This is a genomic window from Shewanella rhizosphaerae (assembly GCF_019457655.1).
Classification (GTDB): Bacteria; Pseudomonadota; Gammaproteobacteria; order Enterobacterales; family Shewanellaceae; genus Shewanella; species Shewanella loihica.
On the sequence record NZ_CP080420.1, the window covers coordinates 2,255,317 to 2,279,887 of the forward strand.

Below are 24,571 nucleotides of genomic sequence, written 5' to 3' on the forward strand. Positions count from 1 at the left end.
ATGTAAAAACAATCGAAGATGTTAAAAAAAGTACCTGAGCACTACTGCAGTTCTAGTGGCTTCGACCGCCGCCCATACACAAGATATGGTGTTTTTTCTTTTATAGGATACAAGATAGTGAGGTTGGTGGGATATTGCAAGCGGGTTTTTAGGGGACAAGTTGTGGATATCTTGGGGGTAAACCAAAGGGTTAGTAACGGCTTACCTTTAACCCTTGTTTTCAATTACGATAGCACCGGCGGGTCAAGTTTTAGGCGACTGATTCGCCCTATCATGAAAGCTAAAATATTGGCCAGATCCTGAGGATCTTTTTACGCCGAAAAAGGATCGCGATCTCAGCTTCGACGACTTTTTACTGACGTGTCACACGCTCTAGCACCAGAGCGCGTGATGCATCTCATTTAATTGTGACTTAACCGTGACTTATGCACGACTTAACCGCCACTTAGCCCTGTCTTAGGAGTTCAAGCACGGAGACTGGGGTGTCGAAGCCAAAGTCGTGAGGCCAGAGGTGCGCCTGATCATTGTTTCCAATATAACCCCAATGGGCGATGCCCCCCAGCATGTCGCTATTGCGAGCAGCCTCGAGGTCACGTTTGGCATCGCCTAGGTAGAGAACTCCCTGGCAGCTGACGCCAATTTGCGACGCTGCCAGACGCATAGGCGCCGGATGGGGTTTATTCTGTGTGGTGGAGTCGCCGCTGATGATGGCCGGCATCTTGTTGGCTAAATCAAGCCTGTGCAGCAAAGGCCTCGCGAAACGCGCCGCCTTATTGGTGACCACCCCGAAGGGGATCTGCTGGCCGCTAAGGTGCTCGAGCAGGGCGCTCATGCCATCAAACAGCTTGGCCTCTTGGCCGTTAACATTATGGTAGTGCTCAAGCAGCGCCTGCTGGATGGCCGCTTTTTCCTCATCATTAAGATGAGGCTGGGCGGCGCTAACTAACGCCAAGCTTCCATGGGAAGCGGCAAAGCGAATATCTTCAAGATGTTGGCTCGGCAGCCCAAAGTCTTTTAGCGCCAAGTTAAGCGCCAGCACGAGATCGGGCGCCGTATCCACTAGGGTGCCATCGAGATCAAACAGCACACCTTTTATTGGCCTAGTAGCTGTGCGCTTACCTTCAATCGTTTCAGCGTTAGCACCTGGCAGGATTTGATCAGTCATCCTGCTTAACCGTGGCGATCATATAGTTGACATCCAACGACTTTGTGTAGCGGAAAATCTCCGTTAGCGGATTGTAGGTGATGCCGGTCGCATCGACGCACTCGAGATCTACCGCATCCGCCATGCCAATAAGTTCGGCAGGCTTGATGTACTTCTTATGGTCATGGGTGCCTACCGGTAGCATCTTAAGCAGGTACTCGGCGCCAATGACTGTCTCTACATAGGCTCTGATGTTGCGGTTAATGGTCGAGAAAAACACATAGCCGCCAGGCTTAACCATGTCGCTACAGGCCTTGATAACAGAGGCTGGGTCGGGCACATGCTCGAGCATCTCCATACAGGTGACCACATCATACTGGCCCTGATGACTATCTCTGTGATGCTCCGCCGTGTCCTGGATATAGTTGATCTCAACGCCCATCTCTAAGGCGTGCAGTTTCGCGACATCGAGGGGCTCGGCGCCCATGTCCAGACCATCTACCTTGGCGCCCAGACGTGCCATGCTCTCAGAGAGAATACCGCCGCCGCAGCCGACATCTAGCACACGCTTACCAAACAGACCGCTTACAGCTTGGTCGATATAGTTAAGTCTCAGGGGATTGAGCTTATGGATGGGTTTAAATTCTCCTTCGGGGTCCCACCAAGTGGCAGCCATCTTCTCAAACTTAGCGATTTCTTGTGGATCGACATTGGCATTATTAGTCTCAGAAAAATTTGTCTCAGAAAGGTTAGACACGGAGAGTCCTCTGAAGGGAATAAATGATGTAGCTATTATACCCATCGCCTTAGATAAACAAAGGAGAACCCGGCGAAAATGTCTGCTTAGTCATCAGATTGCTGTTAAAGCGCTCATCTTGGTCAAAACGAGGCGGGGTTTTGGGTGGTAAACAGATATTTGGCGTGAAATTTCAATAGGGTCTAGCGCCTTTAAATATCTGTGTTAGAATGCCAAATCACGTTTTCAGGCTTGGTAAAATATTGCCTGGTTTTTAAGCAGTATTTTGTCGGCTAAATTTCAAGGGATCGAGCAGTTTATGACTGATCTGGCTTCATCTATAACACCAATTAATATTGAAGACGAATTAAAGAATTCATATTTGGATTACGCTATGAGCGTGATCGTTGGCCGTGCGTTACCCGATGTACGTGACGGTCTAAAGCCGGTTCATCGCCGCGTATTATTCGCGATGAACGAGTTGAAGAACGATTGGAACAAACCTTATAAGAAGTCGGCGCGTGTCGTCGGTGACGTTATCGGTAAATATCACCCACACGGTGACTCTGCAGTTTACGACACCATCGTTCGTATGGCGCAGCCTTTCTCTATGCGCTACACCTTGGTCGATGGCCAGGGTAACTTTGGTTCGGTCGATGGCGACGCTGCGGCGGCCATGCGTTATACCGAAATTCGTATGGACAAGCTGGCGCATCAACTGCTGGCTGACCTAGAGAAAGAAACCGTAGATTATGTACCTAACTATGATGGTACAGAGCAGATCCCAGCGGTACTGCCAACCCGTATTCCGGCCCTGCTGGTGAATGGTTCATCGGGCATCGCCGTAGGTATGGCGACCAACATTCCTCCTCACAACCTGTCAGAAGTGATCTCCGGCTGTTTGGCACTGATCGATGAGCCAAGTCTCTCTATCGAGCAGTTGATGGAACATATTCCAGGGCCAGACTTCCCAACGGCGGCGATCGTCAACGGCCGTAAGGGTATCGAAGATGCCTATAAGACGGGTCGTGGTAAGGCGGTCATGCGTGCCCGCGCAACCGTTGAGACTGAAGACAACGGTCGTGAGCGCATTATCGTTACCGAGATCCCTTATCAGGTAAACAAGGCACGTCTGATCGAAAAGATCGCCGAGCTGGTAAAAGATAAGAAGATCGAAGGCATCAGCGGCCTGCGCGACGAGTCAGACAAAGACGGTATGCGTATCGTTATCGAAGTAAAACGCGGCGAAGTGGGTGAGGTGATCCTCAACAACCTCTACGCCCAGACTCAGCTGCAGACCTCTTTCGGTATCAACATGGTGGCCCTGACCAATGGTCAGCCTAAGCTGTTTAACCTTAAAGAGATGCTCGAGTGCTTCATCCTTCACCGTCGTGAAGTGGTGACCCGTCGTACCGTATTCGAACTGCGTAAGGCTCGCGAACGTGCTCATATCCTTGAAGCACTGGCGATTGCGCTGGCCAACATCGACCCTATCATCGCACTGATCAAGGCGTCACCAACCCCTGCCGAAGCCAAGACTAAGCTGGTTTCTCAAGGCTGGGCCCTTGGCAATGTACAAGGCATGCTGGAGAAGGCTGGTGATGATGCGGCGCGTCCTGAGTGGCTGTCGGCAGAGTTCGGTATTCGTGATGGCCTCTACTACCTGACCGAGCAACAGGCTCAGGCGATTCTAGACTTGCGTCTGCACAAGCTGACCGGTCTGGAACATGAGAAGATCCTAAGCGAATATGAAGAGCTGCTAGAGCTAATCGCAGCCCTGCTATATATCCTCCGCAGCCCTGAGCGTCTGATGGAAGTGATTAAAGAAGAGCTTCAGGAAGTGCTAGAAGTGTTTGGCGATGAGCGTCGCACCGAGCTTAACGCCTCTGCGGTCGACATCAGCCTCGAAGATCTGATCAACGAAGAAGATGTGGTCGTGACCCTGTCGCATCTGGGTTACGCCAAGTATCAGCCTTTGAGCGATTACCAGGCTCAGCGCCGTGGTGGTAAGGGTAAAGCCGCGACTAAGGTGAAAGATGAAGATTTCGTCGAGAAACTGCTAGTTGCCAACACCCACGACACCATCTTGTGCTTCTCTGACTTCGGTAAGATGTACTGGCTCAAGGTGTACCAGCTTCCGCTGGCAAGTCGTCAGGCTCGTGGTCGCCCTATCATCAATCTGCTGCCGCTGGCGGAAGGTGAGCGCATCACCGCTATCTTGCCGGTGCGTGATTACGATGCCGACAAGTATGTGATCATGGCGACCTCTCACGGCACCGTGAAGAAGACCTCGCTGGATCAATACTCTCGTCCGAGAGCCAACGGTATTATCGCCGTTAACCTGAAAGATGGCGACCAGCTGATTGGCGTCGATATCACTAACGGTGATAACGAGGTGATGCTCTTCTCTAACGAAGGTAAGGTCGTTCGCTTTAGCGAAGATCAGGTTCGTGGCATGGGCCGCACCGCAACAGGTGTTCGCGGTATCAAGCTCGAAGATGGCCAGAGCGTAGTCTCACTCATCGTACCTAAGAACGACGGTGCAATCCTGACCGTTACCGAGAATGGTTATGGTAAGCGCACCGAGCTGGATGAATACCCAGCTAAGAGCCGCGCGACCAAGGGTGTAGTCTCGATCAAGGTGAGCGAGCGTAACGGCGCCGTCGTCGGGGCGGTACAAGTACTCGAAAACGACGAGATCATGTTGATCAGCGATAAGGGTACCCTGGTTCGTACACCAGCATCTGGCGTATCGACTATTGGTCGTAACACTCAAGGTGTGACCATTATCCGTACGGCAACCGACGAGACGGTTGTTGGGCTGCAGCGTATCGATGAGATCCAAGATGAACAGGAGTTTGACGAAGAGGGCAACCCTATCATCACGGATACTGTCGATGAGCAGCAAGTCGAAGGCGAAGCGCCCGAGGCCGAGCCAGACGTTGAGCCAAATGAATAACGTTTAGCGAAATTAACGGGCGTCCTTATGGGCGCTCGTTTTGTTTTGGCAAGTGAAACCCGATAATAAAATACGCCAATGGCATTTAATCTGACGCAACACAGTTGAAAGAAGAGCAAAGGAGAAAGCAGTGAGCGCGACATATAATTTCTGTGCAGGGCCGGCCATGTTACCTCAGCCCGTGATGCAAAAAGCACAAGAGGAGTTATTGGATTGGAATGGGCAGGGTGTCTCCGTGATGGAGATAAGCCATCGTAGTAAAGAGTTTATCGCGCTTACCGAACAGGCCGAGGCCGACATCAGAGATTTGATGAATATTCCCAGCAACTACCATGTGCTATTTATGCATGGTGGCGGTCGCGGACAGTTCGCCGCAGTCGTGAATAATTTATTGGGTGAACAGGGTAAGGCCCTCTATCTTGTTGATGGCAGCTGGTCATCTGCGGCGGTTGAAGAAGCCAAGAAGTTGGCCGGCGACGCCCAGATAGATACCTTAAACATTGTCGAAAAAGTCAATGGTATCAGCCGTATCGTGGTGCCAGATCTTAATGAGGTCAAACAAGATTATCGTTACCTGCACTACTGCCCAAATGAGACGGTAGATGGTATCGAAATTTTTGAAGAGATTAATTCGCCCTGGCCGATTGTTGCCGACATGTCCTCAAATATCATGTCTCGCGAGATAGATGTCAGCCGTTATGGACTCATCTATGCCGGCGCCCAGAAGAATATCGGACCATCGGGCTTAAGCATCGTCATCGTTCGCGACGACTTACTCGCGTATCCGCAGCTCACCCAGGCATCTATCATGGACTATCGCCTAGCGGTAAAACATGACTCCATGTTCAACACACCGCCGACCTTTGCCTGGTATCTGGCTGCCGAAGTCTTTAAGTGGCTCAAGGCACAGGGTGGGGTGGCAGAGGTTGCCAAGGTCAATGATCGTAAGGCAGAGACGCTCTATGCCTATATCGACAGCGGCGATTTCTATGAAAACCGCGTCGCGGTTGCTAACCGCTCGAAAATGAACGTGACCTTCTATCTGAAAGATGAGTCGTTGAACGAGGCGTTTTTAGCCGAGGCTAAGGCCGCAGGCTTAGTGGCGCTAAAAGGTCATCGCAGTGTCGGCGGTATGCGCGCCAGCCTCTACAACGCCATGCCATTAGTGGGTGTCGAGGCCTTGGTGAGCTTCATGAAAGCCTTCGCCGAAAAACACGCGGCTTAGCTTTAAAAAAACATCAAAACATAAAGGGGACCAGATGGTCCCCTTTTTTATGAGTTTTCAGGCTGTATTACAACACCTTGGCGATAGACTCCGCCAGATAGTCCACATTACCTTCACCAATACCAGCGATGCTGATGCGGCTGGAATCGACCATATATATGCTGTGACCCGCCTGAAGCTTAGCGACTTGCTCTGGGGTAACACCGAGGAAGGAGAACATGCCTTTTTGCTTGGCGATAAAGCTAAAGTCTCGGGTGACGCCTTTTTCGATCAGCTTATTTACAAGCATGGCGCGGTTGCCGTTAATGCGATCGCGCATGATCTTCAACTCATCTAGCCATTGCTGTTTAAGCTCGCTGGAGCCCAGAATCGTCTCGACGATGGCGGCGCCATGAGCCGGCGGCATAGAGTAGATGCAGCGCACCACATAGAGCAGCACCGAATAGGCCACATTGGCCGAATGGCTGTCTTTGCCGACGATAGAACAGGCGCCGATACGCTCACGATAGAGGCCGAAGTTTTTCGAGCAAGAGCTACACAGGATCATGTCATCGACGTTAGCAGCCATCTGGCGCACGCCGTAGGCATCTTCATCGACACCATCGCCAAAGCCTTGGTAGGCCATGTCGATGAGCGGTGTGAACCCCTGTTGCTTGGTCAGCGCGATCACCTGATCCCACTGCTCGTTAGTGAGGTCCATGCCGCTTGGGTTATGACAGCAGGCGTGGAACAAAACCACATCATCGGCGCCAATCTGGGAAAGGGCCGCCAGCATCTCGTCAAATTTAAGAGTATTGTTTTGATAGTCGTAGTAAGGGTAGGTCTTAACCTTAATACCGGCCGCCTCAAACAGACCCGTGTGGTTGGCCCAGGTGGGGTCGCTTACCCAGATCACACTATTTGGATTAACGCGTTTAATGAAATCGGCCGCGACGCGCAGGGCGCCCGTACCGCCCGGAGTCGATACGGTGCGAATGCGATCGGCCAGCAGCGCAGGGTTGTCCTGGCCAAACGCCAGTTCTCCCATCAGCTGGTTAAAGGCAGGAGAACCTGTTGGGCCAATGTAAACTTTGGTTGCCTCTGTGTCGATACGGTGCTGCTCGGCGCGTTTGACACAAGCTAAAATCGGGGTGTTTCCCGCTTCATCCTTGTATACACCTACACCCAGATCCACCTTATTTGAATGTGGATCTTCACGGAATTTAGTCATTAGCCCTAGGATAGGATCGGCGGGCATAGGGGAAAGATTCTCGAACATGGCTCCAACTACCTTATGTCTTGTTATAGGCCCTAAATGGCCTTCGCTGTGCGTAGCCTTAGGATAAACTAATTTCGCGCGGAATTTACAGCGCAAGGCGAGATTTTATCGAAACTTAAACTTGGCAAATTTTCATGCCAGTGGCGGGAGACGGGTCTGCTTTTGGCGATTTTTTGTGAGCATGCAAAGTGCTAAGAAAGAAAATTACTCATTAAAGGCCATAAATCGTAAAAAAGGGTTGAATAGTCCGCCTCAATCAGTAATTTTATAACCACGAGGCTCAGGTCTATTGAGCAGATGGCCATTTTGTCGTGATGGCAAGTTTTTAGTATCTAACAGTATCAATAATCCGCGGTCGATTCAGGCTGCAACCAATTAAGAAGTGATTAATGAAACAACTACGACTCGATCCCATATCTAAGGTTCATGGTACCGTGAATATTCCCGGTTCTAAGAGTATCTCTAATCGCGCCCTGTTATTGGCGACCTTAGCTGAAGGGAAAACCCGACTGACCAATCTGCTCGATTCTGACGACATTCGTCACATGCTTACTGCCCTCAAGCAGCTCGGGGTTAATTATCAATTGTCTGACAATAACCGGGTTTGCGAACTCGAGGGGCTGGGCGGCGCGATCAATAGCGACGCAGCTCAGACACTGTTTCTGGGTAATGCCGGTACGGCGATGCGCCCCTTATGTGCTGCGCTGACATTAGGCAGCGGCGAGTTTACCTTAACCGGTGAGCCGCGAATGGAGGAGCGTCCCATTGGCGACCTGGTCGATGCCCTAAACACACTGGGTGCCGATATACGCTACCTGAAACAGCCCGGCTTTCCGCCGCTGACCATCAATGCAACCGGACTCAATGGCGGCGATGTTGAGATCGCTGGTGACCTGTCCAGCCAGTTTTTAACCGCGCTGCTGATGGTGACACCGCTTGCCAAGGCCCAGGTGAATATCAAGATTAAAGGCGAGCTGGTCTCCAAACCTTATATCGACATCACTATCGCGTTGATGGCGCAGTTTGGTGTGACGGTTATTAATCACGACTATCAGCGCTTCGAGATCCCTGCAGGCCAGAAATATGTCTCTCCCGGCACTGTGTTGGTTGAAGGAGACGCCTCATCGGCGTCTTACTTCCTGGCGGCGGGAGCCATCCAGGGAGGCGAGGTTAAGGTCACCGGCGTTGGGCTGAAAAGCATTCAAGGTGACGTGAAGTTTGCCGATGTGCTCGAGGCTATGGGCGCAGAGATAGAGTGGGGTGATGATTTCATCATCGCCAGAAGCGCGCCGCTACACGGGGTGGATCTCGACATGAATCATATCCCGGATGCAGCCATGACCATAGCGACTGCGGCGCTGTTTGCCACAGGCACCACGACGCTGCGTAATATCTACAACTGGCGCATCAAGGAGACGGACCGTCTCGCTGCCATGGCCACCGAGCTGCGAAAAGTCGGTGCCGAGGTAGAAGAGGGCCATGATTATATTCGCGTCACGGCGCCGGCTCTGTTAAATACGGCCGATATCGATACCTACAACGATCATCGCATGGCCATGTGTTTCTCGCTGATGGCCTTTGCCGATTGTGGCATTACCATCAACGATCCCGATTGTACTTCTAAGACCTTCCCCGACTACTTCGCCCAGTTTGCGGCGCTTGCCCAGTAGACTCAGTCTCATCGCGGGTCAGTGTTTTTGACCCGCGATAATAAGTGATCCAATTATGTTAATTCGTAACTTTTTGCCGCTTTATGATTGCTTTTAGTTTATAATGCGCGCGCAGTTTTTTCGTGGACGACATTCAGGATCTTTAGGGAAGATAGATTTAATTTGGAGAATCATATGTCACAACGGGCTCCCATCGTCACTATTGACGGCCCAAGCGGTGCAGGTAAAGGCACTATTAGTCAGATACTTGCTTCGCGTTTAGGATGGAAGCTGCTTGATAGCGGTGCCATATATCGTGTCTTGGCCCTAGCGGCAATTCACCATAACGTTGAGTTAGATAACGAAGCCTCGCTGGCCCTGTTAGCCGCGCATTTAGATGTGCAATTCATTACGGCTAAGGGCAACGGCATTAAAGTGGTTCTGGAAGGCGAGGATGTATCCCACGCCATCCGTAGCCAGGAGTGCTCGAATGCAGCCTCAAAAGTCGCGGCTTTCCCTCGCGTTCGTGAGGCGCTTCTTCGTCGTCAGCGCGCCTTTGCCGAGGCGCCAGGTTTGATCGCTGATGGTCGCGACATGGGCACGGTCGTTTTTCCCACAACTCCAGCTAAACTTTATTTAACCGCGTCAGCTGAGGAAAGGGCCCAAAGGCGCTATAATCAGTTGCAGGACAAGGGCTTCGATGTTAATATCGACCGTCTTTTGGCCGAGGTCGTTGAACGCGATGAGCGTGATATGAATCGCCCGGTCGCTCCTCTGGTTCCTGCCGAGGATGCGCTGGTGATCGATACGACTGGCATAGGCATTGATGAAGTAGTTGAGCTTGCGCTCTCTCACATCAAAGAAAAATTACCTGATCTTGTTCTCTAGGGAGCTGGGTCGTTACGATTTGTCACATGGATGCGACAAATGATTAATCTGACTCCACGTCTAGGATGGGCCGTGGTTTATTACTTAAAGTAAATTAACATGACTGAATCTTTTGCTGATCTATTTGAACAATCCCTTCAACAACTTGAGTTCCGTCCAGGTTCTATCGTTCGTGGTACTGTAGTATCAATCCAGAACGGTATGGTACTGGTTGACGCTGGCCTTAAGTCTGAAAGCCCAATCCCAGCTGACCAATTCAAAAACGCTCAAGGCGTTCTAGAAATCGCTGTTGGTGATGAAGTTGACGTAGCCCTTGACTCTGTTGAAGATGGTTTCGGTGAAACTCAACTTTCTCGTGAGAAAGCTAAGCGCCACGAAGCTTGGATCGTTCTAGAAAAAGCTTACGAAGATGCTGAAACTGTAATCGGTGTCATCAATGGTAAGGTTAAAGGCGGTTTCACCGTTGAACTAAACGGTATCCGTGCATTCCTACCAGGTTCTCTAGTTGACGTTCGCCCAGTTCGCGACACTGCTCACCTAGAAAACAAAGAACTAGAATTCAAGGTTATCAAGCTAGACCAGAAGCGTAACAACGTTGTTGTTTCTCGTCGTGCTGTTATCGAATCTGAAAGCAGTGCAGAGCGTGATGCGCTACTTGAAAACCTACAAGAAGGTCAAGCAGTTAAGGGTATCGTTAAGAACCTGACTGACTACGGTGCATTCGTTGACCTAGGTGGCGTTGACGGTCTTCTACATATCACAGATATGGCTTGGAAGCGCGTTAAGCACCCATCTGAAATCGTAAACGTTGGCGACGAAATCAACGTTAAAGTACTTAAGTACGATCGTGAGCGCACTCGTGTTTCACTAGGTCTTAAGCAACTTGGCGAAGACCCATGGTTAGAAATTAGCAAGCGCTACCCAGAAAACACTAAGTTGACTGGTCGCGTAACTAACCTAACTGACTACGGCTGCTTCGTTGAAATCGAAGAAGGCGTTGAAGGTCTGGTACACGTGTCTGAAATGGATTGGACTAACAAGAACATCCACCCATCTAAGGTTGTTAACCTAGGTGATGAAGTTGAAGTTCTAGTTCTGGACATCGATGAAGAGCGTCGTCGTATTTCTCTAGGTCTGAAGCAATGTAAGACTAACCCATGGGATGATTTCGCAGAGCGTTACGCGAAAGGCGACAAGGTTACTGGTAAGATCAAGTCTATCACTGACTTCGGTATCTTCATCGGTCTAGACGGCGGCATCGACGGTCTGGTTCACCTGTCTGACATTTCTTGGAACGGTACTGGCGAAGAAGCTGTATCTGACTACAAGAAAGGCGACGAAATCAGCGCAGTTGTACTGTCAGTTGACCCAGAGCGTGAGCGTATCAGCCTAGGCGTTAAGCAGACTGAAGACGATCCATTCAACGCTTATCTTGCAGATAAGAAGAAAGGTGCTATCGTAACTGGTACTGTTACTGCAGTAGACGCGAAAGGCGTTACTATCGAGTTGGCTGAAACTGTAGAAGGTTACCTACGTGTTTCTGACATCTCTCGTGAGCGCATCGAAGATGCATCTACTGTATACTCAGTAGGTGACACTGTTGAATCTAAGTTCATGGGTGTTGATCGCAAGAACCGTTCTATCAGCCTGTCTATCCGCGCGAAAGACGAAGCTGATGAGAAGGAAGCGATGGCTAACTTGAACAAGCAAGATGACGTTGCTATGAGCAATGCCATGGCTGAAGCGTTCAAAGCGGCTCGCAAATAATTCGCCTGAAGTTCGGGGATGGCAACGTCCCCGCTAGGTGACTGTGTTTGGCTTGATTATAGAGGGTACAGGATGACTAAATCCGAACTGATCGAAAAACTTGCCACTAGGCAGTCGCAGCTGTCGGCAAAAGAAGTAGAAAGCGCTATTAAAGAGATGTTGGAGCAGATGGCAACGACATTGGAAGGCGGTGACCGTATCGAGATCCGTGGCTTTGGTAGTTTTTCCCTTCATTATCGTGCACCACGTACAGGCCGTAATCCTAAGACTGGCACTTCAGTTGAGCTGGAAGGCAAGTATGTACCGCACTTTAAGCCTGGCAAAGAACTGCGTGAGCGCGTTGATGCTATCAACTCGTAAATGACATTGTTTTAAAAGCCTCCGAAAGGAGGTTTTTTTATGTCTAAATTCTAGGTATGGCTAGCTAGTTCGCTAAATTTCTTGGATAATCAACCCACCACCACGGGTTTATGGAGAGTAACGTGAAGTCATTTATCGCGACCGTGCTTGTCGCCCTGTTTTTCGTCTTGGCTTTATTGTTTGGTGCACGCAACGAACAGCTGGTGACCATCAGTTATTTTGTCGCTCAGGGTGAATATCGACTGCCTGTCGTGCTCGGAGTGGTGTTTCTGGCGGGCTTCCTGGTTAGCTGGCTGTTTGCCATTTACCATATTACTAAGGTAAGGCTGCAACTGCGCAAGGCCAACAAAAAATTAGAGCAGTTAGAAGCCAAGTTACCGGTTGAGATACTCCCACCATCTACCCAAATCGAACATCAAGCGAAGGAAGTAAACGCTTAATATGTTAGAGATTCTGTTTCTGTTGTTACCCATAGCCGCCGGTTACGGTTGGTACATGGGTCGCCGTAGTATCAGGCATAAGCAGAATAGTAAACGTAAGCAGTTAAGCCGCGATTACTTTACCGGTCTTAATTTCCTTCTGTCTAATGAATCTGACAAGGCGGTCGATCTTTTTATCTCCATGCTGGACGTGGATGACGACACCATAGATACCCATCTCTCCCTCGGCTCCTTGTTTCGCAAGCGAGGTGAGGTAGATCGCTCGATCCGTATTCACCAAAACCTGATTGCCCGCCCAACACTGACAACCGAGCAGCGTGACATCGCCATGATGGAGCTGGGCAAAGACTATCTGGCCGCCGGCTTCTACGACAGGGCCGAGGAGATCTTCCTTAATCTGGTTCGCCAGGAAGATCACAGCGAAGAAGCCGAAGATCAGCTGATCGCCATCTACCAAGTGACCAAAGACTGGCAGAAGGCTATCGATATCATCAAGAGCCTCAAGCGTAAGCGTCAGCAATCGCTCAAACACCTGCAGGCCCATCTCTATTGTGAGCTTGCTGATGAGGCCAGCGACAGCGAGCTCAAGCTTAAACACCTGTCACAGGCGATAAAACAAGATCCCCAATGTGGCCGCGCCATGTTAACCAGCGCCAAGCTGTTCCTCGCTCAGCAGGAATTTGGCCGTGCCAAGGAGATGCTCTGCCGCCTGAAAGATGCCGATATCGAACTCTTTCCCGAAGCGCTCGCCATCGCCAAAGAAGTTTATCAATCGACCGAGGATCTCGGCGCCTATCGCGAACTGCTACGCGAAGCGTTAGAGCAGGGGGCTGGTGCGAGTGTGGCCATCACTTTGGCACAGCAGATGATCACTCAGGGTGAAACCCAAGATGCCGAGAAGTTGATCCTCGACGGCCTCTATCGCCATCCGACCATGAAGAGTTTCCAGCATCTGATGAAGATGCAGATCCAACACGCCGAAGATGGTCAGGCAAAACAGAGTTTAAACATGCTCGCCGAGCTGGTCGAGCAGCAGATAAAATTCCGTCCCAGTTACCGCTGTATCGAGTGTGGTTTCCCGTCCCACACCCTCTACTGGCATTGTCCTTCCTGTAAGAGTTGGGGCACCATCAAGCGGATCCGCGGACTCGACGGGGAGTAAATAGACAATAAAATGCAAAGCAACAGGAGAACAGCATGAGTAACAAACCTATTATAGTGGCGCTAGATTACGATAATAAATCCGAAGCTTTGCAGCTCATCGATCAGCTCGACCCCAACATGTGCCGGCTCAAGATAGGCAAAGAGATGTTCACCCTCTTTGGTCCTGAGTTGGTTAAAGAGATCCACAGTCGCGACTTTGACCTCTTTCTGGATCTCAAATTCCATGACATTCCGAACACCGTAGCCAAGGCCGTCGCCGCTGCGGCAGAGCTAGGGGTGTGGATGACTAACGTGCATGCCAGTGGTGGCCTCGCCATGATGCAGGCGGCTCGCGAGGCGCTGCTTCCTTATGGCGACAAGGCGCCGCTGCTGATCGCCGTGACGGTACTGACCTCAATGAGTGATGAAGAGCTGGCGCTGCTTGGCATCAATGTACCTGCTGCAGAGCATGTTAAGCGTCTGGCCAGCCTCACCAAACAGGCTGGACTGAACGGCATCGTCTGTTCGGCTCAGGAAGCCAGCATGCTAAAGGCCGAATTTGGCGCCGACTTTAAGTTGGTTACGCCGGGGATTCGCCCAGCCGGCAGCGACAAGGGCGATCAACATCGCGTGATGACCCCGACGCAGGCGCTGGCAGCGGGTTCCGATTACCTGGTGATTGGCCGTCCTATCACCAAGGCAGCTAATCCACTCGCGGCATTGACCGAGATCCATGCATCGCTTAAATAGCTTGACCTGACACTTCGAGCCTCCTAATTTAACTCTTAAGGTTTTATTAGACAGGGAAAGAAGATGTTCGATTATCAAGGGAAAAACGTCTTTGTAGTGGGCGGTACCAGTGGCATTAACCTGGGTATCGCCAAGGCTTTTTCAAAGGCGGGCGCTAATGTTGCCGTGGCCAGCCGACGTCAGGAAAAGGTCGATGCGGCCGTAGAGGCGCTGCGCGAGATTAATGGTCAAGGTAATATGCTTGGCGTCGCCTTCGATGTTCGGGATCTCGAGGCGCTTAAGACTGGTTTTAAGCAGATAGCCGATGCCTATGGCCAATTGGATGTGCTGGTCAGTGGCGCGGCCGGAAACTTCCCGGCGACGGCGGCAGAACTATCCGAAAACGGTTTTAAGTCGGTGATGGATATCGATCTGTTGGGCAGTTTTCAGGTGCTCAAGCAGGCCTACCCCTTGATGCGTCGCCCCGGCGGCGCCATAGTGCAGATCTCGGCGCCTCAGGCCTATATCGCCATGCCGATGCAGTCCCATGTGAGCGCGGCCAAGGCCGGCGTCGACATGCTGACCAAGAGTCTGGCACTGGAGTGGGGAGTCGAGGGGATCAGGGTTAACTCCATAGTACCCGGTCCAATCAGCGGCACAGAAGGATTCAATCGCCTGGCACCTAGTGATGCACTGCAGCAGGCCGTTGCCCAAAGCGTGCCCCTTAAGCGAAACGGCAGCACGGATGATATAGCCAATGCGGTGATGTTTATCGCATCAGAAATGGCCAGTTACATTACCGGCACCGTGTTGCCAGTAGATGGCGGTTGGTCCCTCGGCGGTGCCAGCATGGCCATGAGTCAGTTAGGTAAATTGGCCCAACAACCTAAAGAGAAGTAGGTAGCGCAGATAGTGTTACCCAATGAGTGAGAAGAAAGATGGCAAACCCATTTCAAGAGCAGTTGCTCAAGGCTGGCCTGGTCAGCAAACAGAAGGTTCGCGATGCCAAGACCCAGAAGCGTCGCGATCGTAAAGCTAAGGTCGATGATGGCTCAGAGGCCTTGAAACAAGAGATAGCCGCAAAGAAACAAGCCCAGATAGATAAGGATAAGGCGCTAAACGAGCAACGCTTCGCCGAGGCGATGGAGAAGGGCCAGGTGCGCGGGTTAATCACCGAATTTAAGCGCTGCGCCATCGAACCACCAAAGGATGCCGAAGTTAAGTTTAACTACACGCTAGGCACTAAGATCTTTAGCCTGTACGTGAGCGAAAAACTGCAGAGCCAACTACTCAACGGCCAGTTAGGGATAGTTCGCCACGAAGAGGTGAGCTACCTGGTTCCCCATAAGCTTGCCGAGCGGGTTAACCTGCTGGTGCCCGACTGGTGCGGTTACCTGTGGCAGGCAGAAGATGCCACCCAAGTGGTGGAAGAAGACGACCCATACGCAGATTATGTGATCCCAGACGACCTGATGTGGTAAGTCCCTCATTTGGTAACTAGCTGTAACTTAAGAAGCCTCGCAATCTACGCGGGGCTTTTTTATTTGCGCTGGCGGACAATATTTGACTAAAGGGCTTTATTCTCAGCCGCAACTGAGATAGATTAAAACAGCTGTTTTAATCTAACGTTTAAGAGAGGCGAGATGAATCCATACCAGGCGCCATTGGCCGACATGAAATTTCTGTTGGAGCGCGTGTTCGATGCTCCACAAACTTGGGGTGAACTAGCGGCCTTGGCCGAGACCGTCGATATGGATACGGCAACGGCGATCCTCGATGAGGCCGAGAAGATCTCACGGGATCTTATTCATCCTATTAACCGTCCCGGTGACGAGCAAGGCGTAAGCTTTGAAGATGCTAAGGTGATCACACCCGATGGCTATCGTGAGGTTTATGACCAATATGCCGAAGGCGGTTGGGTAGGGCTATGCGGCGATCCTGAGTTTGGCGGCATGGGTATGCCTAAGATGCTTGGCGTGCTGGTCGATGAGATGGCCTATAGCGCCTGTAACGCTTTTACCTTGTATGGTTCACTCACCGCGGGTGCAGCCCTCTGTATCAATGCCCACGGCAGTAACGAGCTAAAAGAGAAGTACCTGCCTAACCTCTATTCGGGTCAATGGGCCGGGGCCATGGACATGACAGAGCCACAGGCGGGTTCAGATCTGCGTAACATTCGCACCAAGGCGATGCCACAGGATGATGGCAGCTATCTTATCTCTGGCAGTAAGATTTTCATTACCGGCGGCGACCATGATCTCACCGAAAACGTCATTCACTTGGTACTGGCAAAGCTGCCAGACTCGAACGGTATTTCACTCTTCTTGGTGCCTAAGATCAAGGTAGATGATAACGGCGAGCTAGGTGAAACCAACGGCGTTACCGTAGGCTCTATCGAGCACAAGATGGGGCTTAAGGGCTCGGCAACCTGTGTGATGAACTTCGACGATGCCCAGGGTTATCTCATCGGTAAGGCGAACCGCGGCTTAGTATGCATGTTCACCATGATGAACTATGAGCGTCTGGCGATTGGCATTCAAGGTCTAGGCACATCTCAGGCGGCGTACCAGATGGCCAGCGATTATGCCAAGGAGCGTCTACAGGGGCAGGCCGCAGGTGGCAGCGACAATGCCAGCGATCCTATCTTGGTTCACGGTGACGTGCGCCGCATGCTAATGACCATACGCTGTTATACAGAAGCCGGGCGCGCACTGTCGGTGTTTACCGGTCAGCAACTGGATCTCGCTAAACATGCCGAGGGAGAGTTGCAGGAGAAGGCGGCGCGCTATGTCGGCCTGCTTACACCCGTTGCCAAGGCGTTCTTGAGTGACAGAGGCCTGGATGCCGCCGTGATGGCCCAGCAGGTGTTTGGTGGTCACGGTTATATTCGCGAGACAGGTATCGAGCAGCTGGTTCGTGACACCCGTATCGCCCAGATCTATGAGGGTACAAACGGTATTCAAGCCATCGATTTCCTGGGTAGAAAGACCACGGGAGACGATCTGCGTACATTGACTGAGTTTGTTGCCGAGTGCCAGAGTCAGCTGACAGCCATGACCAATGTGAGTGATGAACAAAAGGCGCTTATCACTTCGCGTTTCGATGCCTTGCTCGCAAGCGGTGAATATATCAACGCCAACAAGCTAAGCAATCCGGCCTTGATCAACGCCTGCGCCGTCGATTTCCTCGATGCCTTTGGTCATCTGGTCTATGGCTATTTCTGGTTATTGATGGCCGATAGGGCTGCCGATCACCAAGATGCAAGCTTTAGCACGGCGAAACAACAGCTGGCCGACTTCTATCTGACCAAGCTGCTACCTAAGGTCGACTATCATCTGGCGCAGGTCAACGCCGGCGATGCCAGCGTGATGGCGATGGCAGAAGAGCTGTTTTAGCAGCTAGATTTAATAAAATGAAAACGCCCGGTTCATTAGGCCCGGGCGTTTTTTATTTCAGCTATTTTACTAAGCACATGTTTATAAGCATATTTTACTAAGTGCATGTTATTTCGCACTGAGCGTTTTTGGGTTGCTCTTCTTATCCTCGTTTTCATTACCTTGGCTTTTGACTGTCTGCCCTTGATTATCCAGCAGGCTTTGCAGGAAGAGGGCGCTAAAGGGGGCAGGACTTTGCTTCTTACTCTTCTGGCTCTGGCCATTTTCCATGACCACGAAGAGCAATTGGTGACTTGCATCGAGTTGAAGGTAGCCCGCTAAATTATCGACACCCTGCATCGAACCTGTCTTGGCAGAAACCTTATTCATCAAGGGAGCTTGATGAAAGCCGCGCTTATAGTTGAGGGTACCGCTAACCCCGGCGACCGGCAGCAGCTCAATGAGGTGGCGTAATTTTTCATCCTTCGCCATCAGGCCCAGGACCTCAGCCAGTTGCCTGGCCGAGATAAGGTTATAGCGAGAAAGGCCCGAGCCATCGATGATCTGCGAGTGGCTGAGATCTATCCCGTCCGCCTCGAGTATCGCCTTAACGGCCCTGGCACCGGCATGAAAGCTTTCTGGAACATTGTAATAGTGTGCGCCTACGGCTTTAAACAGGCTGTCGGCAATCAAGTTGTCTGAATCCAGCAGCATGGTGCGAAGTAGCGTCTCGAGTCCTTCCGATTTGTGGGCCACTATGGGCTTAAGGCCTATTGGCGTTCTGTGGGCGATAGCCACTTGCCCGCTCATTTTGATGTGGGCGCTCTTTAACATGCGCGTTAGCATCTCTTTGGCGTAGAGCGCTGGATCATCCACGGCGATAGCCAGATTAAGTGGCTTATCACCCGGATAACAGCCACTGATGTGGTAATGGTTATCGGGCAGCCTAGCTAAGTTGAGTTCACAGAAGGGCTCTTGCTGCGTCTTATCAAACACCGCCGTTGTCGATACCTTGATGGGCAGATATCGCGGAAAGTTGAGTTGGCCGGCATTACTTGCCAACTTTGGCTTTAACTGGCCCTTGACACAATTTTGATTGACGATAAAGCTGGATACCGGCGCAGCGTAGCAGATCCCGAGATCGTCCCACACCCAGCCGGGGGCTCGCGTCTGCTCCTTGGCTTGACCCACAAGCAAGAGATTTCCCTTAACGGTATGAATGCCTGCATCTTTCAAGCTCTTTAACATAGCTCGTAGATCGTCTGTGGTTAAGGTGGGGTCGCCACTAAAGGAGAGATAGAGATCGCCCGTCAACACACCGTGAGACAAGCGCCCTTTGGTTGAAAATTGAGTAGCAAAGCTGAACTCTTCACCCAATACCCGCATCGCGGCGACGGCCGTGAGTAATTTTTGCGTACTGGCAGGCAGCACTAGGGTATCGGCGTTGTGCTGATACAGTATCTCATTATTGGAGAGATCCTGGGCCAAAATAGACAGTTGCGAGTGAGGCGGCGCGATCACCGACAAGAGGTTGTCATAGTAGCTTTGATTCTCATAACCCTTGCTATCAAGCTGCTTGGTATTGGGATAGGTGTTAACGTCGGCATCGGCATTGCTGACTGTAGGTATTAAGGCAGCCGCGACAGCTAGAGACAAGGCGAATGGTTTTGCAGCCGGAATCGCCTTAGTCAGCAAGCTTGGGAAATTAAGGGGAAGGGCGCTTAGCCCTTTAGTCAATCTTGTAAACATAAGCGTCGAAACAGGTCCTTGTTTTCGGTTTTGGCTAATCGTCCGTTGAAGGCTCATCTTTTTCCATCAAACGGTATAAACGTAGGGTCACAAATAGCACTAATACAATAAAGAGCGGCAACACCAGAAAACCGAGCTGCGCCTTAAAATGAAAGATGCCCCATGCGGTTAACAGGGTTAATGCCAAGGTAAGAAGAATGGTTTTGTTCATGCTGGAACCTAAACGAAGATGGATAAGCCTATTGTAAGGTGTTTTACGTCCGATGTCGGAGCGTTAAACGAGAATTAAGACTAAGGATGCAAAACTTAGCACTTTAGCCGCTGATTCTGCTTAATTTTAACCCGGTTTGTCTCAAGTGCGACTGACAACGACAGAAAACCCTTGCCCCAAACCCGGTAAATGGGTAATTTCTACCCCTTAAGATTTGGGATGGAACCAGTATGCCACACATTCGTATGCGCGGTTTACCGCAAGAGGCGGTATGTCGAATCAGTGAGACCTTACTCGATGAGCTCGCAAGCCTTTGTCAAATCAAGGCTGAGAGCTTCACCTTAGACTGGGAGCCAAGCGTCAGCTATCGCGCCGGCAAGGTCGATACGATATTCGTGCAAGTCGAGGTGCTCTGGTTTCCTAAAGATCCCGAAATTCGTCACGCAGTAGAGCAGATCATTCGTCAGGCCGTATTAGCGCACTATTCGCCTGCAAAACATATCTCAATCATGTTTATGGCGCTCACGCCACAATGCTACTACCGTGATGGGCAGCATTTTTAAAGGAGGATACCTTGCTGGATAAGCTAGGTGGAATTGCGTTACCCGCCGACGCCATACGTTGGTTGCTAACGCCTGCGGCGCTTAAAGCCGAACTACTCAAACAGATCGCGAACGCTAAACGAGCGATCACCCTTGCCGCACTCTATCTTGAAGATGATGAGGCGGGCAGGGAAGTATTGGCTGCCCTGATGGCGGCCAAGGCAGCCAGACCCGAATTGGATATTACCGTTTTGGTGGATTTTCATCGTGCCAGACGAGGGCTTATCGGCCATAAGGGTGACAGCGGCAACTACCTCATGTACCAAGAGGTGGTTAACGCCGCAGAGCATCCGATCAATATTCTTGGCGTACCGGTAAAGTCCCGTGAATTTATGGGCGTACTCCATCTTAAAGGCTTCATCATAGATGACACTGTCATCTACAGCGGTGCCAGCCTGAATAACATCTATCTTCACCAGGGCGAGAAATACCGTTTCGACCGTTACCATGTAATCGAATCTAAGCCGTTGGCTGAATCCATGCGTAACATGGTGATGGAGTACATCGCCAGTGACAGAGCCGTGACTTCGCTCACCCAAGACAAGGCGACCGAAAAGCTGCCGGAAAAAAATGATGTTCGCAGCCTGAAACAGCGTCTGGCTAAGGCCAAATATCGTTTTGCGAGTACCAAGACGGGCAATCGCATCACACCTGTGGTTGGTTTAGGGCGCAAGAAGAATAAGCTAAACAAGCTAGTGATCGATCTGGTATCCCAGTCTCAGCGCTCACTGTTTATCTGCACCCCCTATTTTAATCCGCCTTATATTCTCTCCAGAGCGCTTGCTAAGCATCTGCGAAAAGGCAAACGAATCGACATTGTAGTTGGCGATAAGACGGCTAATGACTTTTACATTCCGCCAGAAGAGAAGTTTTCGACTATCGGTGCCTTGCCCTACATGTATGAGCAATCGCTGCGTAAATTTGCCAAGCGCCAGCAATGGGCCATCGATGCCGGGCTACTCAACATTCATTTGTGGAAGCATGATCGCAACAGCTATCACCTTAAAGGGATTAGTGCCGATGATCGCCTGCATCTGATCACTGGCTCTAACCTTAACCCAAGAGCTTGGGCGCTGGATTTAGAAAACGGCTTATTGCTGCAAGATGAGACCCAAGCCTGGACCGAAGAGTTTAAACAGGAACAGGCGCACATCCTCGAGCATACCGAGCGCCTCTATCATTACAGCCAGATAGATACCCTAAATAACTACCCTAAGCCGGTACGCAAGATCATGAATCGTATCAGACGTTTGCGCGCCGATTTCCTGCTACGCCGTATCTTGTAAAGCATGAAGGCGAATAGTAGTCGTCGCGCATAGATAGTGAGTTAGCGTAAAAACAGGCGAACATCATGGTTCGCCTTTTTTATGAATGAGAGTTAAATGGCGTTGCCCGCGTTATACTTAACCAGGCAAGCCATGACGAGTAAGCCCCAAGTTTTTAATAGGTTACCCAATGACACTTCCTCCCCATGCGGTACATCAGCGCTACCAATATCGAAAGGCGATCTCTACTCGGCCCTATAATGCCCGGGGGAAAAACCTTGAGCGCTGTGAGGCCTGCCTGCTGGCTCAGCGCTACTGCACCTGCGATACCCGCGCGCAGTTGCAATCCGAGGTTAGTTTTTTGTTGGTGATGTATGACGATGAGGTGTTAAAACCCAGTAATTCTGGGCGCTTAATTGCCGATCTGATCCCCGATACCCATGCCTATATCTGGGATCGCACTCGGACTAATCGCAAACTCCTGGCGCTACTCGAATCTCCCGAATATCAACCTTATCTGGTTTTCCCCAGCGAATATGCCATGCCATCTCAGGCCGTGGTACCCGATGTAGCGCTGAAAACGCGCTTAGCCTCGGAAATCAAACGCCCGCTGTTTGTGCTGCTCGATGGCAGCTGGCGTGAGGCGATCAAGATGTTTAACAAGAGTGACTATCTGCACCATCTGCCCATGCTGTCGTTTGCACCGGACGCCGCGGCGCGATATGGCCTGCGCAAGGGGAGTCGAGATTTTCAACTCGGTACCGCCGAGGTAGCGAGTCTGGTACTTAGCGCTGCCGCAGAGCCCGAGAATGCAGCCAGTCTGTCAGCCTGGTTCTCGCTGTTTATCGAATCATCCCTCTATAGCCGCAGCCGTAAGAGCCCTAAAGATCTGGCGTCGCTCGACAGTTTAAAAACTGCATTCCTAGAGACGTTAAAGTAAACGTTAAAGTAGACCTTAAAGTCACAAGCCTGTCTGATTTTTGCGCCGAGGGGAATATTCTCATATAGTGAAATAAGGGGCTATGCCAGAGGTTGGGCGTGTTTGAGTTGAGGTTATTCGATATAGGCTTGCTCAACGGGGTGTAGCATCAAACAAAATAAGGAGTAGCTATGTTAAATATACCTTTACATAGAAACTTGCGCATATGCAGGCATAGTTTCTCTTCGGGCGGCTACTCACTCGTGCTCTTTCTCTTCCTCTTAATGGGCTGTGGGACACCAAGCCAAATTGATTACAGTTCAAATCAGGCTATTGCTCTCGATACCGTGAGCTACAACAGGTATCAGGCCATCTATTTTTGCAAACAAAATCGTTGGGCGTTTTGCCAAAGTTGGGGCGAGCTGAGTGTTACACGGCTCGCCTGAGATTTGGGACCTGAATTATAGTTAGCGCAGCTTAGATGTTCGAGATAGGTGTTTTGCATCTCAAGCTATCTTTATTCATCTTACTGACACGCTTATTGTATCTACTGGCCGAGCCTGAGAAGCAAGGATACGCATAGGGACATTTACCTATTAACTTGCCGACTTATTCACTATTGAGACAACTAGCCAACAGACAAATGCCCCCTAAAGACTAATCTTTGTAGATCACGCCATCCTTCATAACGAAACTTACCCGTTCCATCAGTGATATATCCGCTAACGGATCGCCATCCACGGCGATGATGTCGGCATAAAAGCCTGGTTTGAGCTGGCCGAGATTATCTTCTTGCTGGATCAACGCCGCACTGTTAACCGTCGCGGCTTGCAGCGCCTGGGCAGGCGTCATCCCAAAGGTAACCATACGCGAGAATTGTTTGCCATTGTCACCATGGGGATAGATGGCCGCATCCGAGCCAAACACCATCTTGGCCCCGGCTAAGGTGGCGCGTCTGAAACTATCACGCTGGGCCTTAGAGACCTGTTTCTCTTTCTCTATGTTGGCCTGAGGGACGCCATTGGCTTCGCCAAAGGCCAGGGTATATTCGGTATTGTAGATATCGCAGGAGAGGTAGGTTCCGGCTTTAACCGCCATCTTAATCGCCTCCTCATCCATAAAGCTGCAGTGCTCTATGCTATCTATGCCGGCGCGAATAGCGGCCTTGATGCCACTGGTGCCGTGGGCATGGGCGGCAATGACTAAACCGCGGCGATGGGCTTCGTCGGCCGCCGCGGCCAGTTCTTGCTCGCTATATTGCTGCACGCCGACCTTGGTTCCCTTTGAAAAAACGCCGCCGGTGGCGCAGATCTTTATAGCATTGGCACCATATTTGATATTTTCGCGCACCTTCTGCCTGACAGCCCAGGGGCCATCGGCGACACCAGCTGCGACACTATGCGCCTCTGGCGCGGCAAAGTTATCGTCACAATGGCCGCCAGTGATACTCAGCGCATGGCCAACGGCCCAGATGCGGGGCCCGGGGATCTCACCAGCGTCGATGGCATCGCGCGTTGCGATAACCGAGTAGCCTGATGCCCCTAAGTCCCGAACCGTGGTAAAACCTGCCATCAGGGTGCTGCGGGCATTCTTAACGGCCTTCACCGTCTGTCTCGGAATGGAGTAATTCATCGATTCGAGAAAGTTATCTTCGGCGTCGCTTGAGAGATGCACATGCATATCCATGACCCCAGGTAGCAGATACTTGTCCTTAAGGTCGACCACTCGATAATCGCCTTGCATAGCCACATTACCTAGCTTAGCCACACTGCCTTGATGGCCGACCGAGACAATCTGATTGCCGCGCACCACTATGGCTACATCTTCGATAGTCTTTCCCTTAGCGACGTCCACATAGCCTTTGGCAAGTAGCAAGGTATCTTGCTCTTGTTGCTGAGTTTGGGCCTGAACTTGGGCCTCTGCTTGATTTTCGGCTTGAGCTTGAGCAAAGCTAGGCAGTACTAGCGCCAAGGCCAGCGCAAGTGCGCTCAATGGTTTGGTTAGGGCAAGCAGGGACAAAGATGCTCCTTGCTGAGAATCATCATAGGGGCGCTGCGACATCATAGGTTTTCCTTATTGTTATTAATGGGTAACGCAAGAGTCATCTTAAGTCATATTGGGTCGAATAGACGAGTAAGTTTTAACGTCAGTCC

Annotated in this window: 21 protein-coding genes; 15 read left to right on the top strand and 6 right to left on the bottom strand. The window is 51.0% G+C overall.

Features of this window, described 5'->3' with window-relative positions; genetic code table 11:
- Positions 1–445 precede the first annotated feature (445 nt).
- Positions 446–1,165, bottom strand: coding sequence for an HAD family hydrolase (locus tag K0I63_RS10060; protein WP_220083324.1), 720 nt, complete (start codon positions 1,163–1,165; stop codon positions 446–448).
- Positions 1,158–1,946, bottom strand: coding sequence for a bifunctional 2-polyprenyl-6-hydroxyphenol methylase/3-demethylubiquinol 3-O-methyltransferase UbiG (gene ubiG / locus K0I63_RS10065; protein ID WP_258406987.1), 789 nt, complete (start codon positions 1,944–1,946; stop codon positions 1,158–1,160). Before ubiG ends, K0I63_RS10060 begins: the two co-directional genes overlap by 8 nt.
- A gap of 253 nt (positions 1,947–2,199) precedes the next feature.
- Between ubiG and gyrA the strand changes: the two genes are divergently transcribed.
- Positions 2,200–4,839 (top strand): DNA topoisomerase (ATP-hydrolyzing) subunit A, encoded by a 2,640-nt coding sequence (gene gyrA / locus K0I63_RS10070; RefSeq protein ID WP_144199271.1) that lies wholly within the window; start codon positions 2,200–2,202, stop codon positions 4,837–4,839.
- A gap of 130 nt (positions 4,840–4,969) precedes the next feature.
- Complete coding sequence (gene serC, locus K0I63_RS10075; protein WP_220083326.1) at positions 4,970–6,064, top strand: 3-phosphoserine/phosphohydroxythreonine transaminase; 1,095 nt, start codon at positions 4,970–4,972, stop codon at positions 6,062–6,064.
- Positions 6,065–6,131: 67 nt separating this feature from the next.
- Here the strand turns inward: serC and K0I63_RS10080 are convergent, their stop codons facing one another.
- A complete protein-coding gene (locus tag K0I63_RS10080) occupies positions 6,132–7,322 on the bottom strand; it encodes an amino acid aminotransferase (protein ID WP_220083327.1) in 1,191 nt (396 codons plus the stop codon).
- A 389-nt stretch (positions 7,323–7,711) separates the two neighbouring features.
- On the opposite strand from K0I63_RS10080, the gene aroA reads away from it, so the two are divergent.
- The 10 genes from aroA (at position 7,712) to K0I63_RS10130 (ending at position 17,693) form a co-directional block, all read left to right on the top strand.
- Positions 7,712–8,992, top strand: a complete 1,281-nt coding sequence (gene aroA / locus K0I63_RS10085; RefSeq protein WP_220083328.1) for a 3-phosphoshikimate 1-carboxyvinyltransferase — start codon at positions 7,712–7,714, stop codon at positions 8,990–8,992.
- Between the two features lie 174 nt (positions 8,993–9,166).
- Positions 9,167–9,859, top strand: coding sequence for a (d)CMP kinase (gene cmk / locus K0I63_RS10090; protein WP_220083329.1), 693 nt, complete (start codon positions 9,167–9,169; stop codon positions 9,857–9,859).
- 99 nt (positions 9,860–9,958) lie between these two features.
- The gene (gene rpsA / locus K0I63_RS10095; protein WP_011865752.1) at positions 9,959–11,626 is read left to right on the top strand and encodes a 30S ribosomal protein S1; all 1,668 of its coding nucleotides are present in this window, start codon (positions 9,959–9,961) and stop codon (positions 11,624–11,626) included.
- 72 nt (positions 11,627–11,698) lie between these two features.
- A complete protein-coding gene (gene ihfB, locus K0I63_RS10100; protein WP_011865753.1) occupies positions 11,699–11,986 on the top strand; it encodes an integration host factor subunit beta in 288 nt (95 codons plus the stop codon).
- Between the two features lie 122 nt (positions 11,987–12,108).
- Positions 12,109–12,426 carry a LapA family protein gene (locus tag K0I63_RS10105; protein ID WP_041407148.1) on the top strand — a complete coding sequence of 106 codons (318 nt, stop codon included), beginning with the start codon at positions 12,109–12,111 and terminating at the stop codon, positions 12,424–12,426.
- Position 12,427: 1 nt separating this feature from the next.
- Complete coding sequence (lapB, locus tag K0I63_RS10110; RefSeq protein ID WP_220083330.1) at positions 12,428–13,588, top strand: lipopolysaccharide assembly protein LapB; 1,161 nt, start codon at positions 12,428–12,430, stop codon at positions 13,586–13,588.
- A 35-nt stretch (positions 13,589–13,623) separates the two neighbouring features.
- Entirely contained in the window at positions 13,624–14,319 is a 696-nt protein-coding gene (pyrF, locus tag K0I63_RS10115) for an orotidine-5'-phosphate decarboxylase (protein WP_160793343.1), read from the top strand.
- A 63-nt stretch (positions 14,320–14,382) separates the two neighbouring features.
- Positions 14,383–15,198, top strand: a complete 816-nt coding sequence (locus K0I63_RS10120) for an SDR family oxidoreductase (RefSeq protein WP_220083331.1) — start codon at positions 14,383–14,385, stop codon at positions 15,196–15,198.
- A 38-nt stretch (positions 15,199–15,236) separates the two neighbouring features.
- Positions 15,237–15,779, top strand: coding sequence for a DUF2058 domain-containing protein (locus K0I63_RS10125; RefSeq protein ID WP_011865758.1), 543 nt, complete (start codon positions 15,237–15,239; stop codon positions 15,777–15,779).
- A gap of 162 nt (positions 15,780–15,941) precedes the next feature.
- Entirely contained in the window at positions 15,942–17,693 is a 1,752-nt protein-coding gene (locus K0I63_RS10130) for an acyl-CoA dehydrogenase family protein (RefSeq protein ID WP_220083332.1), read from the top strand.
- A gap of 108 nt (positions 17,694–17,801) precedes the next feature.
- Here K0I63_RS10130 and dacB read toward each other — a convergent pair whose 3' ends face one another.
- Entirely contained in the window at positions 17,802–19,421 is a 1,620-nt protein-coding gene (gene dacB, locus K0I63_RS10135) for a D-alanyl-D-alanine carboxypeptidase/D-alanyl-D-alanine endopeptidase (protein WP_220083333.1), read from the bottom strand.
- Positions 19,422–19,455: 34 nt separating this feature from the next.
- The gene (locus tag K0I63_RS10140; RefSeq protein WP_220083334.1) at positions 19,456–19,632 is read right to left on the bottom strand and encodes a hypothetical protein; all 177 of its coding nucleotides are present in this window, start codon (positions 19,630–19,632) and stop codon (positions 19,456–19,458) included.
- 230 nt (positions 19,633–19,862) lie between these two features.
- On the opposite strand from K0I63_RS10140, the gene K0I63_RS10145 reads away from it, so the two are divergent.
- The 3 genes from K0I63_RS10145 to K0I63_RS10155 all read left to right on the top strand — a co-directional run bounded on the left by K0I63_RS10145 (position 19,863) and on the right by K0I63_RS10155 (position 22,439).
- A complete protein-coding gene (locus tag K0I63_RS10145; RefSeq protein WP_220083335.1) occupies positions 19,863–20,195 on the top strand; it encodes a DUF1904 domain-containing protein in 333 nt (110 codons plus the stop codon).
- An 11-nt stretch (positions 20,196–20,206) separates the two neighbouring features.
- The gene (gene pssA, locus K0I63_RS10150) at positions 20,207–21,520 is read left to right on the top strand and encodes a CDP-diacylglycerol--serine O-phosphatidyltransferase (protein WP_220083336.1); all 1,314 of its coding nucleotides are present in this window, start codon (positions 20,207–20,209) and stop codon (positions 21,518–21,520) included.
- Between the two features lie 169 nt (positions 21,521–21,689).
- Positions 21,690–22,439: a tRNA-uridine aminocarboxypropyltransferase gene (locus K0I63_RS10155; RefSeq protein WP_220083337.1), complete on the top strand. Its 750-nt coding sequence runs from the start codon at positions 21,690–21,692 to the stop codon at positions 22,437–22,439.
- Between the two features lie 636 nt (positions 22,440–23,075).
- Here the strand turns inward: K0I63_RS10155 and K0I63_RS10160 are convergent.
- On the bottom strand, positions 23,076–24,482 hold the full coding sequence (locus K0I63_RS10160) for a Xaa-Pro dipeptidase (protein ID WP_258406988.1): 1,407 nt from the start codon (positions 24,480–24,482) through the stop codon (positions 23,076–23,078).
- Positions 24,483–24,571: the final 89 nt, after the last annotated feature.

Bases quoted from the DNA above. Each gene is read 5' to 3' on its own strand.
- ihfB (WP_011865753.1), top strand. From the start codon at position 11,699: ATGACTAAATCCGAACTGATCGAAAAACTTGCCACTAGGCAGTCGCAG.
- K0I63_RS10160 (WP_258406988.1), bottom strand. From the start codon at position 24,482: ATGATGTCGCAGCGCCCCTATGATGATTCTCAGCAAGGAGCATCTTTG.
- pyrF (WP_160793343.1), top strand. From the start codon at position 13,624: ATGAGTAACAAACCTATTATAGTGGCGCTAGATTACGATAATAAATCC.
- K0I63_RS10145 (WP_220083335.1), top strand. From the start codon at position 19,863: ATGCCACACATTCGTATGCGCGGTTTACCGCAAGAGGCGGTATGTCGA.
- K0I63_RS10140 (WP_220083334.1), bottom strand. From the start codon at position 19,632: ATGAACAAAACCATTCTTCTTACCTTGGCATTAACCCTGTTAACCGCA.
- K0I63_RS10155 (WP_220083337.1), top strand. From the start codon at position 21,690: ATGACACTTCCTCCCCATGCGGTACATCAGCGCTACCAATATCGAAAG.
- K0I63_RS10120 (WP_220083331.1), top strand. From the start codon at position 14,383: ATGTTCGATTATCAAGGGAAAAACGTCTTTGTAGTGGGCGGTACCAGT.
- ubiG (WP_258406987.1), bottom strand. From the start codon at position 1,946: ATGGGTATAATAGCTACATCATTTATTCCCTTCAGAGGACTCTCCGTG.
- dacB (WP_220083333.1), bottom strand. From the start codon at position 19,421: ATGTTTACAAGATTGACTAAAGGGCTAAGCGCCCTTCCCCTTAATTTC.
- K0I63_RS10080 (WP_220083327.1), bottom strand. From the start codon at position 7,322: ATGTTCGAGAATCTTTCCCCTATGCCCGCCGATCCTATCCTAGGGCTA.
- aroA (WP_220083328.1), top strand. From the start codon at position 7,712: ATGAAACAACTACGACTCGATCCCATATCTAAGGTTCATGGTACCGTG.
- lapB (WP_220083330.1), top strand. From the start codon at position 12,428: ATGTTAGAGATTCTGTTTCTGTTGTTACCCATAGCCGCCGGTTACGGT.
- K0I63_RS10125 (WP_011865758.1), top strand. From the start codon at position 15,237: ATGGCAAACCCATTTCAAGAGCAGTTGCTCAAGGCTGGCCTGGTCAGC.
- cmk (WP_220083329.1), top strand. From the start codon at position 9,167: ATGTCACAACGGGCTCCCATCGTCACTATTGACGGCCCAAGCGGTGCA.
- rpsA (WP_011865752.1), top strand. From the start codon at position 9,959: ATGACTGAATCTTTTGCTGATCTATTTGAACAATCCCTTCAACAACTT.
- K0I63_RS10060 (WP_220083324.1), bottom strand. From the start codon at position 1,165: ATGACTGATCAAATCCTGCCAGGTGCTAACGCTGAAACGATTGAAGGT.
- K0I63_RS10130 (WP_220083332.1), top strand. From the start codon at position 15,942: ATGAATCCATACCAGGCGCCATTGGCCGACATGAAATTTCTGTTGGAG.
- gyrA (WP_144199271.1), top strand. From the start codon at position 2,200: ATGACTGATCTGGCTTCATCTATAACACCAATTAATATTGAAGACGAA.